Source organism: Nocardia sp. N2S4-5 (assembly GCF_044628355.1).
GTDB classification, from domain to species: Bacteria; Actinomycetota; Actinomycetes; order Mycobacteriales; family Mycobacteriaceae; genus Nocardia; species Nocardia wallacei_B.
Window position 1 is genome coordinate 4673733 of the sequence record NZ_JBIUPM010000001.1, and the last position, 12912, is coordinate 4686644.

Annotated in this window: 14 protein-coding genes; 5 read left to right on the top strand and 9 right to left on the bottom strand. The window is 68.0% G+C overall.

From position 1 onward, the window contains the following. Nucleotides 1–65 precede the first annotated feature (65 nt). Nucleotides 66–275 (bottom strand): DUF397 domain-containing protein, encoded by a 210-nt coding sequence (locus ACFMRZ_RS21390; protein ID WP_280274417.1) that lies wholly within the window; start codon nt 273–275, stop codon nt 66–68. A 398-nt stretch (nt 276–673) separates the two neighbouring features. On the opposite strand from ACFMRZ_RS21390, the gene ACFMRZ_RS21395 reads away from it, so the two are divergent. From ACFMRZ_RS21395 to ACFMRZ_RS21405, 3 genes are read left to right on the top strand one after another with little or no spacing between them, the layout of a single operon-like run. Continuing rightward, the gene (locus ACFMRZ_RS21395) at nt 674–1144 is read left to right on the top strand and encodes a DUF309 domain-containing protein (RefSeq protein WP_280274416.1); all 471 of its coding nucleotides are present in this window, start codon (nt 674–676) and stop codon (nt 1142–1144) included. A gap of 29 nt (nt 1145–1173) precedes the next feature. Then, nucleotides 1174–2109 carry a tRNA glutamyl-Q(34) synthetase GluQRS gene (gene gluQRS, locus ACFMRZ_RS21400; RefSeq protein ID WP_400180491.1) on the top strand — a complete coding sequence of 312 codons (936 nt, stop codon included), beginning with the start codon at nt 1174–1176 and terminating at the stop codon, nt 2107–2109. Between the two features lie 44 nt (nt 2110–2153). Then, nucleotides 2154–2957, top strand: a complete 804-nt coding sequence (locus tag ACFMRZ_RS21405; protein ID WP_400180492.1) for an RDD family protein — start codon at nt 2154–2156, stop codon at nt 2955–2957. Nucleotides 2958–3027: 70 nt separating this feature from the next. On the opposite strand, the gene ACFMRZ_RS21410 is transcribed toward ACFMRZ_RS21405, so the two are convergent. After that, nucleotides 3028–3609, bottom strand: a complete 582-nt coding sequence (locus ACFMRZ_RS21410; RefSeq protein WP_280274413.1) for a DUF4190 domain-containing protein — start codon at nt 3607–3609, stop codon at nt 3028–3030. Nucleotides 3610–3658: 49 nt separating this feature from the next. Between ACFMRZ_RS21410 and ACFMRZ_RS21415 the strand changes: the two genes are divergently transcribed. Beyond that, nucleotides 3659–4432, top strand: a complete 774-nt coding sequence (locus ACFMRZ_RS21415; protein WP_280274412.1) for a queuosine precursor transporter — start codon at nt 3659–3661, stop codon at nt 4430–4432. Here ACFMRZ_RS21415 and tgt read toward each other — a convergent pair. From tgt to ACFMRZ_RS21430, 3 genes are read right to left on the bottom strand one after another with little or no spacing between them, the layout of a single operon-like run. Beyond that, nucleotides 4423–5664 (bottom strand): tRNA guanosine(34) transglycosylase Tgt, encoded by a 1242-nt coding sequence (tgt, locus tag ACFMRZ_RS21420; RefSeq protein ID WP_400180493.1) that lies wholly within the window; start codon nt 5662–5664, stop codon nt 4423–4425. The genes ACFMRZ_RS21415 and tgt overlap by 10 nt on opposite strands. A gap of 58 nt (nt 5665–5722) precedes the next feature. Then, complete coding sequence (locus tag ACFMRZ_RS21425; RefSeq protein ID WP_400180494.1) at nt 5723–6160, bottom strand: VOC family protein; 438 nt, start codon at nt 6158–6160, stop codon at nt 5723–5725. Nucleotide 6161: 1 nt separating this feature from the next. After that, complete coding sequence (locus ACFMRZ_RS21430) at nt 6162–6746, bottom strand: DinB family protein (RefSeq protein ID WP_400180495.1); 585 nt, start codon at nt 6744–6746, stop codon at nt 6162–6164. Nucleotides 6747–6807: 61 nt separating this feature from the next. Here ACFMRZ_RS21430 and ACFMRZ_RS21435 point away from each other — a divergent pair, with 61 nt between their 5' ends. Continuing rightward, entirely contained in the window at nt 6808–7785 is a 978-nt protein-coding gene (locus tag ACFMRZ_RS21435; RefSeq protein ID WP_400180496.1) for a helix-turn-helix transcriptional regulator, read from the top strand. Here ACFMRZ_RS21435 and ACFMRZ_RS21440 read toward each other — a convergent pair. The 4 genes from ACFMRZ_RS21440 to ACFMRZ_RS21455 form a co-directional block, all read right to left on the bottom strand. Beyond that, on the bottom strand, nt 7782–9716 hold the full coding sequence (locus ACFMRZ_RS21440; RefSeq protein WP_400180497.1) for an ABC transporter ATP-binding protein: 1935 nt from the start codon (nt 9714–9716) through the stop codon (nt 7782–7784). The genes ACFMRZ_RS21435 and ACFMRZ_RS21440 overlap by 4 nt on opposite strands. An 8-nt stretch (nt 9717–9724) precedes the next feature. After that, entirely contained in the window at nt 9725–11458 is a 1734-nt protein-coding gene (locus tag ACFMRZ_RS21445) for an ABC transporter ATP-binding protein (protein ID WP_400180498.1), read from the bottom strand. An 85-nt stretch (nt 11459–11543) separates the two neighbouring features. Further along, nucleotides 11544–12014, bottom strand: coding sequence for an Rrf2 family transcriptional regulator (locus tag ACFMRZ_RS21450; protein ID WP_280274405.1), 471 nt, complete (start codon nt 12012–12014; stop codon nt 11544–11546). After that, nucleotides 11998–12828 carry a TetR/AcrR family transcriptional regulator gene (locus ACFMRZ_RS21455; protein WP_400180499.1) on the bottom strand — a complete coding sequence of 277 codons (831 nt, stop codon included), beginning with the start codon at nt 12826–12828 and terminating at the stop codon, nt 11998–12000. The genes ACFMRZ_RS21450 and ACFMRZ_RS21455 overlap by 17 nt, the downstream gene beginning before the upstream one ends. Nucleotides 12829–12912 lie beyond the last annotated feature (84 nt).

Genomic DNA, 12912 nt, shown 5'->3' on the forward strand with positions numbered 1-12912 from the left:
CGCGATCGCGAAGGCCCCGAGTCGGTCGACCCGGGGCCCGTGATCACCTCGCTCGGGGCCGCCGATCAGGCGTGCCCGAACTCTCCCGCGCTCACCTCCGTGACAAAGGCGTCCCACGCGCCGGGTGTGAAAGCCAACACCGGACCGTGTCCGCGGTCCTTGGTGTCGCGAACTGCAACATTGCCGTCGACAAGAAATGCGACCTCTACGCAGTTTCCATCGGGTCCGCTGTACGTGCTCTTGCGCCACACGGCACCGGTCGAATCGAACTTCACGGCACTGCTCCTTTGCTGCATCGAGAACGATATAACGCTGGCTTTGCTTTTCTGGTACCGAGATCCCACTTCCCTGTGGAATCTCGCGATGCGCCTGGCAGTAGCGCGCAACATTGCATTGTGCTGCTTTCAAAGCATGTGCCCGCTCCATGAGCACCACGGGGGATCACCCCCGCCGTGCACATTAGCAGGTCCACGCAATGAGATGCCGTTTCCTTTTCGTTTTCAATCGCGCGCATTTCACTTTATTCGGACAACGATTGCGGTAGCGGAATAATTGCTATCAGGGTTCGATCGACGCTCGCCAAACGCTATGCGAAAGCGATATATACGTACGTGCGTACGACTGTGCCCGACCCGCAAATCACCATGCCCGCGAAACCGTGGATCATGGAGTGGTGGTCGAACGTGATCGAGACGATGTCGGACGTGCCCGAAATGCCCGTCCCCGGGACCGATTCGGGCGCCCATTGCCGCCGGGCAGCGTCGGTGTCGAGCGCGTACCCGACGATCTGGACCTGGCGCCGGACGAGACGCTCGACTACGCGCAGCGCCTGCTGGACGACGGCCTGGCCTTCAACGCCCACGAAGTCCTCGAGGGCGCCTGGAAGAACTGCCCGTTCGCGGAGCGGATGCTGTGGCAGGGTCTGGCCCAGTACGCGGTCGGACTCACCCACATTCAGCGCGGCAACCCGAAGGGGGCTCGCACCCTGCTCGAGCGCGCCGTGGGCCGGTTGAGCGCCTACGGACCCACTCCCTACGGCATCGACGGGCCGGGTCTGATCGACCATGCCGAGAGTCTGCTGGCGGATCTGGCGGCCGGTCGGGCGGTCGGCGAGGACCGGTTGCGCCCGCGTCTACGGGGCTGAACACGAGGTGCTCCCTACGATGGACCGACATGTCCACCGATGAGCGGCCGCCCCGGTCCGGCGCGGGCAGGTTCGCGCCGAGCCCGTCCGGCGACCTCCACCTGGGCAACCTGCGCACCGCGCTGCTGGCATGGCTGTTCGCCCGGTCGACGGGGCGCGCGTTCTATCTGCGCGTCGAGGATCTCGACCGGGTGCGGCCCGGCGCGGCCGAACGCCAGCTCGGGGATCTGTCCGCGCTCGGCCTGGACTGGGACCCGCCGGTGCTGTGGCAATCCGAGCGGCGGGACCGGTACCGCGCCGCCATCGACACCCTCGTCGCGGCCGGGATGACCTACGAATGCTATTGCACGCGAAGGGAAATCCAGCAGTCCGCGGCCGCGCCACACGGCCCGATGGGCGCCTATCCGGGCACCTGCCGCGACCTCACTGCCGCCGAGCGCGCCACCCGGCGTGCCGCGGGCCGCCCCGCCGCGCTTCGATTACGGTCGCGGACAACGGAATTCGAGATCAAGGACGAGATCCACGGCGTCTACTCGGGTGTGGTGGACGATTTCGTGCTACGCCGCGGCGACGGCACCCCCGCGTACAACCTCGCCGTCGTGGTCGACGATGCCGAACAGGGAATCGACCAGGTGGTGCGCGGTGACGATCTGCTGCCCTCCACTCCGCGCCAGGCGTATCTGGCCACCGTGCTCGGCTTCCCGATCCCGCGGTACGCTCACGTCCCGCTGGTTCTCAACCGGGACGGGAAGCGGCTGGCCAAACGTGACGGCGCGGTCACCCTGGCCGATCGCGCGGCGCTGGGCGAATCCCCGCGGGAAGTGGTGGCGCTGCTGGCGAATTCGCTCGGCCGTAGCGGTTCCACCCCCACCGCACTGCTCGACGGCTTCCGACCCGATACGCTGCCGCGCGAGCCGTGGACACTCGACTCCGGGAACATGGTGAAATCCAGCGGGAATCCGTAACGTACGCAGAAGCCCGAAGCCACAACCATTCACAAGGACAATTGATGACAAGCGGTGGGTACGACCCCAACCAGTATCCGCAGGGCGGCCAGCCGTATGGCCAGCCGTATCCCCAGGGCGGTGGCCAGCAGTATCCGCAAGGCGGCCAGCAATATCCAGGACAGGAACAGTACGGGCAGCAACAGCCGTACGGCCAGCAGTACCCGCAGGGTGGCCAGCCACCGTACGGACAGCAGTACCCGCAGGGCGGGCAGCCCCAGGGCGGCCAGCCGCCGTACGGACAGCAGGAGCCGTATTCGCAGCAGCCGGGTCAGCCCTACGGTCAGCCCGGCCAGCCGGGTCAGCCGTACGGGCAGCAGCCCGGCCAGCCCTACGGCCAGCAGCCCTACGGCCAGCCGCAGTACGGCGCGCCGGGCGTGCCGCCGGGCACCGTCCCCGGTGACCTGGGCGTGCGCTTCGGCGCCCGCGTGATCGACGGCCTGATCGTCGGCATCCCGATCGCGATCATCTTCTTCTTCCTCGGCAACAGCCTCGGCATCCAGATCGTGGAGGGCATCGTCGCCGCCCTGGTCTACGTGGGCTACAACGTCGCGCTGGAGACCTCGCAGGGCGCCACGCTCGGCAAGAAGCTGCTCGGCCTGCGAGTGCTCGCACCCGGCGGAGGCACGCTGGACGCCGGCACCTCCTTCAAGCGCAACCTGTGGTACCTCGCCGGCGTCATCCCCTGCCTGGGTACGCTGGTGGAACTGGGCTTGATCATCTACATCGCCGTGACGATCTCCCAGGACCCGGCCAAGCAGGGCTGGCACGACAAGTTCGCGGGCGGCACCCAGGTCGTCAAGGGCTGACCTGCCGCACTGGGCCCAATAGGCAAGGGGCGCATCCGGATTCCGGATGCGCCCCTTCGCTTGTTCGGGCTCAGCTGGAGAGGGCGATGTTCACCACGACCCAGACGATCTGCAGGACGATGGCGGCGGCGCCGACCCAGATACCCGACAGGGCCAGGCCGCGTCCTTCACCGCCGCGCTCCTTGATCTGGTTCAGCGCGATGATGCCCAGGATGATGCCGACGATCGCGCCGATGCAGGTGCACAGGCCGAGGACCGAGGCGATCAGCGAACCGATCGCGAGGCCGTTGGTGCCCTGGGCCTGCTGGGGATAGCCGTACGGCTGGTACGCCCCGCCCGCCGGATAACCGTAGGCGGGCTGGCCGTAGGGCTGCTGCGGATATTGCTGGCCGTACTGCTGGGCGCCCGGCTGACCGTACGCCTGCGCACCCGCCTGGCCGTACGGCTGCGACGGCTGCTGCGGGTAGCTCGGGTACTGCTGCTGCGGAGGCGGCGTCATCGGCGGCTGCGCCTGCGGCTGCCCGCCCGAGGAGTACCCCGCGGGCGGCGCGGACGGGGGCGGTGGCACCTCGGCATGGCCCCCGGACTCCGACGACACGCCCTCGCCGCCGTATTGCTTCCACCATTCGTCGGAATCGCCGGGATTCGTCATTGGCACAGCCTATTCCACGACGGCTCCGGGCCGGTATCGTCGTCACCTCGTGAGGGATACCAGCGATACCACGGAAACCGACGGGTCTGGACGCCCCGCGCCCGCGCACGCAGCATTCGCGCAGGCCGCGGGGGGCCCGTTCACACTGATCGTGACCTTGTTCACGGCCACCTTGATGATCTCCAATATCTGCGCCACCAAGGGCGTGCAGTTCTTCGCCGACCACCAGCTGTCGCTGGGACCGCTGGAGATTCTGCCCATCACCACCGACGGCGCGTTCTTCCTGTTCCCGCTCGCCTATGTCATCGGCGACGTGCTGAGCGAGGTGTACGGCTTCCGCGCCATGCGCCGCACCGTCTACTACGGCTTCGCCATGCTGCTACTGATGGTGGTCTGCTTCTGGATCGCCATCGGACTGCCCGCGGCCGGGTTCTACGAGAACCAGGACGCCTTCCGCACCATCGTCGGCACCACCCCGCAACTGGTCGCGGCCGGGCTGGCCGGATTCGTGGTGGGACAGTTCCTCAACTCGGTGACGCTGGTGCTGATCAAGGAGCGCACCAAGGAGAAGCACCTGTGGGCCCGGCTGCTCGGCTCCACCGTCGCCGGCGAATTCGGTGACACGCTCGTGTTCTGCTCGATCGCGGCGACCGCCATCGGCATCGACACCTGGGGCGCGTTCGTCAACTACGTGATCGTCGGCTTCCTGTGGAAGACGTTGGTGGAGGTCGTCGTCCTGCCGATCAGCTACCGCTGCATCGCGCTGTTGAAAAAGCGCGAACCGACCTACAAACCGCTGGACCGCCCGGCCATCTACAGCTGAGCCCGGCCCTGCCAGCGGCCCAGCGCCTCCGCCTTGAACTCGTCGAAGTAACCGCCCTCGATGCTGGCGCGGATGCGGTCCACCAGGCGGACGGTGAAGCGTTCGTTGTGGATTGTGCACAGGGTCGACGCCAGCATCTCCTTCGCCTTGAACAGGTGATGGAGGTACGCGCGGGTGTAGTGCGCGCAGGTGTAGCAGTCGCAGGTCTCGTCGATGGGAGTGAAGTCGCGGCGGAAGCGGCTGGTGTTGATGTTGAAACGACCGGTGTCCACATAGATGGCCGCGTTGCGGGCGACCCGCGACGGGTTCACGCAGTCGAAGGTGTCCGCGCCGTTCTCCACCGCGACGAACAGATCCTCCGGCTCGCTGATCCCGAGCAGGTGCCGCGGCTTGTCCTCGGGCAGTTCGTCGGAGCACCAGCCCACGATGGTGCCGAGGTTCTGCTTCTCCAGCGCACCGCCGATGCCGTAACCGTCGAATTCCGTTCCGGCGCGGCCGCGCATCGCGTCCAGCTCGCGGCAGGCCTTGCGGCGCAGGTCCTCGTACTGCGCGCCCTGGATCACCGCGAACAGCGCCTGATAGGGACGGTGGCCGCGGGCCGCGGTGAGCCGCTCGTGCTCGTCGATGCAGCGGTGCGCCCACTCGTGCGTGCGCTGCAGCGACTTCTCCTGGTAGCCACGGGTATTGAGCAGGGTGGTCAGCTCGTCGAAGGCGAACATGATGTCGGCGCCGAGCCGGTGCTGGATGCCCATCGAAACCTCGGGCGTGAAGCGGTGTTTCGAGCCGTCGAGGTGTGAGCGGAAGGTGACGCCGTCGTCGTCGACGACCGCCAGCCGCTCCTTGCCCTTCGCGATCACGTCGTCGTTGCGCACCCCGACCGCGTCCATCGCCAGCACCTTCTTGAACCCGACGCCGAGCGACATCACCTGGAACCCGCCGCTGTCGGTGAAGGTCGGCCCCGGCCAGTTCATGAACCGGCCCAGCCCGCCGGCCTCATCCACGATGTCCGGGCCGGGTTGCAGGTACAGGTGGTAGGCGTTGGCCAGCAGGGCCTGCGCGCCGAGTTCCGCCATCGTCTCCGGCAGCACCGCCTTGACCGTCGCCTTGGTGCCGACGGGCACGAAGGCCGGGGTCGCGATGGCGCCGTGCGGGGTCGTGATCAGGCCGGTCCGCGCGTGCCGGCCCGCCACACGGGTACCGACGGTGAACGAGAACGACGCGGGATCGGGCACGCAGACATAGTGCCAGCACGTCGCGGACGCGCCGTGGCCTGCCTGCCCGTTCGCGCGATCAGTCCAGGCAGAACTCGTTGCCCTCGGGGTCGGCCATCACGATGTGGCCGTAGCCGAGCGGGGGTTGCGGTTCGTGGCGCTCGAGCCGGGTCGCGCCGAGCGCGCCGAGCCGCTCGGCCTCCTTCTCTAGCGCGGCCATCCGGGCGTCACCCTCGAGGCCCGGCGCGGTACGAACATCGAGGTGCACGCGGTTCTTGGCCGTCTTGCCCTCCGGCACCCGCTGGAAGAACAGCCGAGGTCCGGTTCCTTCGGGGTCGCTCAGGGCGGAGGCGTCGTTGCGTCGCTCGGGCGGTACACCCATCGCTTCCAGGGCTTGGTCCCAGGATTCGAAACCGCCCGGCGGCTTCTGCAACTGGTAGCCGAGGGCCTCGGCCCAGAACGCGGACAGCGCGGCCGGGTCGCCGGCGTCGAAGGTGATCTGGATATCGCGGGCCATGTCAGCTCGCCTCCTGTCGGATCGAACGGCGGGTGTGCAGGTACAGGTCACGCAGCAGGCACACCTCGGAAAGATGGTGGATCACTTCACGATTGATGTGCAGCACCAGCGTCGCCAGCGGCATGTCGCCGTAGGGTCCCTCGGCCTCGCCGGACGGGCGGGCCAGTCCGTCGTCGCCGAGGGACTCGACTCCGGCCAGCCAGGCGGCGTACTCGGCGTCCAGCTGGCTCAGTGCCGCGGCGGCGGTCGGGGCGTACTCGAAGGATTGGTAGTCGGTCGGTTCGCCACCGAAGTGCGAGGCATTGCGCATCGCGAGGACACCGACGATCACGTGGCCGAGGCGCCAGGCGATGGTCGTGAACGGTGGCGGCTCGGGCGGCGGGAACGCGAAGTCGATGGTCATCGCGCCGGATCCGGCCTGCACCGGCGCGGTCCCGGTGCCACGCGGCCGGACGTTCCAGCAGTCGGGCACGGGTTCCCAGAAGTACTCGTCGTCGCTCAGCCCCTCGAGGCGCGGACGCAGCTGATGGGACCAGTGCCAGCTGAGCTGCTCGCGGAGTAGGGGATTCCAGGTCTGGTCGGTCATGCCCTCAGCCTGCCGCAAATAGCGGACAGGATCGGTCCGTGATCTGTGCGACGATGACCGCGTGACCGTCGAGACGACGACCGAACGCGTGCTCCGGCTGCTGGCGCTGCTGCAGCGGCGGCCGTCCTGGACCGCCACCGAACTGGCCGCCGAGCTGGGCGTCACCGATCGCTCGGTGCGACGCGACGTGGAACGGCTGCGCTCGCTCGGTTATCCGGTGCACGCGACGGCCGGGGTCGGGGGCGGCTACCAGCTCGGCGCGGGCACCCGGCTACCGCCGCTGCTGTTCGACGACGAGGAGGCCATCGCGACCGCGGTGTCGCTGCGGCTGGCGGCGGGCGGCACGGTCGTCGGGGCGGGTGACGCCGCGTTGCGGGCCCTGGCCAAACTCGACCAGGTGATGCCGCCGCGACTGCGCGGCGAGGTACGAGCGGTACACGGCGCAACCGAGACACTGGCCGATCCGGGCGTGGCGATCGACGCGGAATTGCTGGTGACGCTCGCCCGCGCCCGTCGCGACGCGGTGCGGGTGCGCTTCCGCTACGCCGGGCGCGACGGCGAGTCACGGGAGCGCACGGTGGAGCCGGTGCGCATGGTCACCACGGGCCGCCGCTGGTACCTGATGGCCTGGGATGTCGACCGCGACGACTGGCGCACCTTCCGCCTCGACCGCATCCGCGAACTGGAGGCGACCACCTGGCGCTTCCGGCCGCGAGACCATCCCGATCCGGCCGCCTACGTACAGCGTTCGGTCACCGAGGCGCCCTACCGGTACCTCGCCCGAATCCGCTTGCGGGCCAACCCCGAACAGGTACGCGAACTGGTACCGCCCCAGGTGGGCCGGGTCGAGGAGGACCGGGACGGATGGTGCGTACTCGTCGTCGCCGGAGAGAACCTGGCCCAGATCGCCGTCCAGACCGTGCGACTCGGATTCGAGGCGCAAGTGCTGGAACCACCCGAACTACGCGCGGCCGCAATCGAACTCGCGAACCGGCTGACGGCGATGGCCACGCCCGGCCGGGCGGAGCGAGCCGACTAGACGATGTCGACGGATTCCTCGTCGACCAGATCCTGATCGACTGCGGCACCGGCGAATTGGGCGTTGTAGAGCTGGTAGTAGGCGCCGCGGCGGGCCAGCAGCTCGTCGTGTGTGCCGTGCTCGACGATGTGCCCCTTCGCCATCACCACGATCGTGTCGGCGTCGCGAATCGTCGACAAGCGGTGTGCGATAACGAAACTGGTGCGGTCGCGCCGCAGTGCCGCCATGGCCTGCTGCACCAGCAGCTCGGTGCGGGTGTCGACCGAACTGGTGGCCTCGTCCAGGATCAGGATGGACGGTTTGGCCAGGAAGGCGCGGGCGATCGTGATGAGCTGCTTCTCGCCCGCGCTGACGCCCGAACCCTCCTCATCGATCACCGTGTCGTAGCCGTCGGGCAGGGAGTGCACGAACCGGTCGACGTAGGCGGCGCGGGCGGCGGCCACGATCTCGTCCTCGCTCGCGGTGGTGTTGCCGTAGGCGATGTTCTCGCGGATGGTGCCGCCGAACAGCCAGGTGTCCTGCAGCACCATGCCGATGCGGGAGCGCAGATGGTCGCGGGTGATGCGGGTGATGTCGACGCCGTCGATGGTGATCGCGCCGGAATCCAGCTCGTAGAACCGCTCCAGCAGATTCACCAGCGTGGTCTTGCCGGCGCCGGTGGGCCCGACGATGGCGACCACGTGGCCGGGCTCGGCGACCAGCGACAGGTCCTCGATCACCGGCTTGTCCGGCTCGTAGCGGAACGACACCGACTCGAACGCCACCCGGCCGCGGTCCACCGGACGGGAATCCTCCTCCACCGGATCCGGCACCTGCTCGTCGGCATCGAGAATCTCGAAGATCCGCTCGGCCGAGGCGACCCCGGACTGCAGCAGGTTGACCATCGAGCCGATCTGCGTGAGCGGCTGGCTGAACTGGCGCGAGTACTGGATGAACGCCTGCACCTCGCCCAGCGACAGGCTGCCCGAGGCCACCCGCAGGCCGCCGACCACCGCGATCAGCACGTAGTTCAGGTTCCCGATGAACATCATCACCGGCATGATCAGCCCGGAGATGAACTGCGCCCGGAAGCTGGACTCGTAGAGCTTGTCGTTGCGCTTGTCGAACTCTTGGCCGACCTCGCGCACCCGGCCGAAGGCGGTGACGATCTCGTGGCCGGTGTAGGCCTCCTCGACCTGCGCGTTCACCAGGCCGGTGTACTTCCACTGATCGACGAAGTGCGGCTTGGAGCGCTTGGCGATCTGCGCGGTGACGATCACCGCCGCCGGCACCGTGAGCAGCGCGATCAGCGCCAGCAGCGGCGAGATCCAGAACATCATCGCCAGGATGCCGAGCACCGACAGCACCGAGATGAGCAGCTGGCTGATGGTCTGGTTCAGGCTCTGGGCGATGTTGTCGACGTCGTTGGTCACGCGGGAGAGCAGATCGCCGCGCGGCGTGGAATCGAAGTAGCTCAGCGGCAACCGGTGGATCTTGTCCTCGATATCGCTGCGCAGCCGCTTCACCGTGCGGTTGATGACCAGGTTCAGCAGGAACGCCTGCAGCCAGGTGAACACCGCGGCGCACACGTAGATCACCAGCACCAGCAGCAGCACGTCGCCGACGGCGCCGAAATCGATTCCGGCGCCGGGGATCACGTGCATGCCCGCGAGCATGTCGGCCAGCCTGTCCTGGCCCTGGGCGCGCAGCGACTCGACCGCCTGGTCCTTGGAGAGCCCGGCCGGGAGTTGCTTGCCGACGACGCCGTCGAAGATCAGGTTGGTGGCCTTGCCGAGCAGCTGCGGGCCGAGGGTGTTGAGTACCACGGCCGTCACCGCGAGCAGCAGGATCGCGATCAGATAGACCCGCTCCGGCGCGAGCCGGCGCAGCAGGCGTTTCATCGACGGCCCGAACGACTTGGCCCGGGTGTCCGGCGCACCGGGGCTGGGCATGCCGGGCCTCATCGCACCTCCTCCACACCGAGCTGGGACTCCACGATCTCCCGGTACTCCGGGCAGTCGCGCAGCAGCTGGTCGTGCTTGCCGAGCCCGACCATCGCGCCGTCCTCCAGCACCACGATCTGGTCGGCGTCGCGCACGGTCGAAATCCGTTGGGCCACCGTGATAACCGCGGCCGCGGCCGTCTCGGGCCGCAGCGCCTCCCGCACCCGGGCGTCGGTGGCCACGTCGAGGGCGGAGAAGCAGTCGTCGAAGAGATAGATCTTCGGCTTCTTCACCACCGCGCGGGCGATCGCCAGCCGCTGGCGCTGACCGCCGGACACGGTGGTACCTCCCTGTGCGACAGGCGTTTCCAGCCCCTGCGGCATGTCCCGGACGAAATCGGCGGCCTGCGCGACCTCGAGCGCGTGCCACAGCTCCTCGTCGGTGGCCTCCGGATCGCCGTAGCGCAGATTGGACGCGATCGTGCCGGAGAACAGGTATGCCTTCTGCGGGACCAGGCCGATCTGCGAACGCAGCAGATCCAGCTCGATGTGGCGGACATCGGTACCGCCGACGTACACCGCGCCGTCGGTCACGTCGACCAGCCGCGGGATCAGATTGATCAGAGTGGTCTTACCCGAACCGGTGGAACCCACGACCGCGGTGGTCTGCCCCGGTCCCACCTCGAATCGGATGGCGCGCAGCACCGGCTTCTCCGCACCGGGGAACTTGAATTCGGCGAAGGCCACGTCCACCGAGCCCGGGTCGGATTTGAAGGGCTGCGGCAACGGCGGCGGCGTCACCGACGAATCCGTCTCCAGCACCTGCGCGATGCGCTCGGCCGAGACGGCCGCGCGCGGCGCCATCATGGCCAGGAAGGACGCCATCATGACCGCCATCAGGATCTGCATGATGTAGGAGAGCATCGCGGTCAGCGAGCCGATCTGCATCTCCCCCGAATCGATGGCGTGGCCGCCGAACCAGATCACCGCCACCGTGGTGAGGTTGCTGATCAGCATGACGGCCGGGAACATCAGCGCCATCAGCCGCCCGACGTACAGCGACGACTCCGTCAGCTCCGAGTTGGCGACGCCGAAACGCCAGGTCTCCTGCCGCTCGCGGACGAACGCCCGGACCACCCGGATGCCCGTGATCTGTTCGCGCAGTACGCGATTCACCGCGTCGATGCGCTCCTGCATGCGACGGAAGCCGGGCACCATCCGGGAGATGATCACGGCCATGGTCAGCCCCAGCGCCGGGACCGCGATCAGCAGCAGCCAGGACAGGCCCAGATCCTGCCGCAGCGCCATGACGATGCCGCCGACGCACATGATCGGCGCCATCACCAGGATGGTCGCGCTCATCACGATCAGCAGCTGCACCTGCTGGACGTCGTTGGTGTTGCGGGTGATCAGCGACGGCGCGCCGAAGATGCCGACCTCGCGCGCGGAGAAGGTGGAGACTCGGTGCAGCAGGGCCGCGCGCATATCCCGGCCCGCGCCCATCGCCGCCTGCGCGCCGAGGTACACCGAGTAGCCCGAGGCGACGATCTGCACGGCCGTGACCAGCAGCATCCACAGGCCGGTGTTCCAGATGTAGGCGATATCGCCCTTGGTGACGCCGTTGTCGATGATGTCGGCGTTCAGGCTGGGCAGGTACAGCATCGCGATCACCGAGATCAGTTGCAGCACGACGACCCCCGCCAGCTGGGTGCGGTAGGGGCGCATGAAGCCGCGCAGCAGTCTGATCAGCATGATGCGTGCAGGCTACCGTCTACGACCGACAGCCGCCGCTACCTTTTCGCGCGACACGATGGCTGTTCGGTTGCCGGACACGGCCTCACGCGCCGGGGCCCGGCCGCCGCGCCCAGGCGCCGGGATCGCTGGTCAATTCGCCGACGAAGGCCGGTAACTCGCCCGCGGCGAGTTGTGCGATCGAGACCCGCTCCAGTACCGCGCGGATGTTGACCCGCAGCGCGATCCACACATGCTGCAGCGATTCGGCGGCGCCCGGATAACTCACGTCCTCGGGCCGCTGCCCGCGCACGGAGGCGAGCGGGCCCTCGACCGCGCGGATGATGTCGGCCACGCTGATCTCCGCGGCCGGACGCGCCAGCCGGTAGCCGCCGTCGGGACCGCGCCGGCTGGTCACCAAACCGGCCCGCCGCAGTTCGGCGGCGGTGGACTCGAGAATCTTGGGCGGGATCGACTGGGCGGCGGAGAGGGTGTCGGCCTTGACCGAATCGGACTGTGCGCGAGCGATTTCCAGCAGAATGCGGACCGCGTAGTCGACCCTAGCGCTGATGTGCACGGCCGCTCCCCGCCGTGGGGCCGCCGACCGCGACCATCCCCGCGCCGCTCGCACCCGCCTCGTAACCGCCCACCGCACCTGCCGCGTCACCCGCAGTCGCTGCGTAACCGCCCCCCACACCTGTCCCATCACCCGCAGTCGCTGCGTAACCGCCCCCCACACCTGTTCCGTCACCCGCAGTTGCTTCGTAGTGGGTGACCGGTCCGGACATGTCCGGAGGACTCGCTCCCCCGTCGACGCCCAGCACTCCGAACGCGGCATCCAGCAGCACGCGCTCGATCAACTCGTCTTCGGTGTCGGGACTCAGCTCCTTCGACCACAGTGCCGCGCCGAGCAATTCGAGCGCCGCGCTGGCCCGCAGTTTCTGTTCGGGCGTGGGATTCGCGCCGGAGAGCCAGTCGCACAGGCGGCGGTGCATGTCGATCATGTCGGGATAGCGGTCGCCGATGGCGTTGATGATCGCGACAGTGTCGCGCACACACATCGCGCCCGCGGTGCGGTGCCGCAGCAATGTGTGCAGTTGTCTGGTCAGTACCTCGCGAACGGTGTCGGGACCGTAGGGCACCTCGTCCAAGTGGGCCACGACTGCGTTCAGATCGTCGAAGATCGGCTCGATGATGGCGAGCAGCAGATCCTTCTTCGAGGCGTAGTGATAGTAGAGCGACGCTTTTGTGATTCCTACCGCATCTGCGACCTCGCGCAGGCTCGCGTGATCGAATCCTTTGCTCGAGAAAAGCCGGATCGCAGCGTCCCGGATCGCATCCTTGGTGCTTCCACCTGCGACTACGTCCCCGGATGTACTACGGGCTCTCATGGGATGATCCTCTCATCACGATCCGGTTCGGCGGGTGAAGCCCCGGAAATCGAGGTTGTTCCTCCGCTTACCGCTGGGTAGTCT

What these genes read in the sequence shown, in the direction of transcription:
- gluQRS (WP_400180491.1), top strand. Translation starts at nt 1,174, where the DNA reads ATGTCCACCGATGAGCGGCCGCCCCGGTCCGGCGCGGGCAGGTTCGCG.
- ACFMRZ_RS21405 (WP_400180492.1), top strand. Translation starts at nt 2,154, where the DNA reads ATGACAAGCGGTGGGTACGACCCCAACCAGTATCCGCAGGGCGGCCAG.
- ACFMRZ_RS21410 (WP_280274413.1), bottom strand. Translation starts at nt 3,609, where the DNA reads ATGACGAATCCCGGCGATTCCGACGAATGGTGGAAGCAATACGGCGGC.
- ACFMRZ_RS21425 (WP_400180494.1), bottom strand. Translation starts at nt 6,160, where the DNA reads ATGGCCCGCGATATCCAGATCACCTTCGACGCCGGCGACCCGGCCGCG.
- ACFMRZ_RS21430 (WP_400180495.1), bottom strand. Translation starts at nt 6,746, where the DNA reads ATGACCGACCAGACCTGGAATCCCCTACTCCGCGAGCAGCTCAGCTGG.
- ACFMRZ_RS21440 (WP_400180497.1), bottom strand. Translation starts at nt 9,716, where the DNA reads ATGCCCAGCCCCGGTGCGCCGGACACCCGGGCCAAGTCGTTCGGGCCG.
- ACFMRZ_RS21445 (WP_400180498.1), bottom strand. Translation starts at nt 11,458, where the DNA reads ATGCTGATCAGACTGCTGCGCGGCTTCATGCGCCCCTACCGCACCCAG.
- ACFMRZ_RS21455 (WP_400180499.1), bottom strand. Translation starts at nt 12,828, where the DNA reads ATGAGAGCCCGTAGTACATCCGGGGACGTAGTCGCAGGTGGAAGCACC.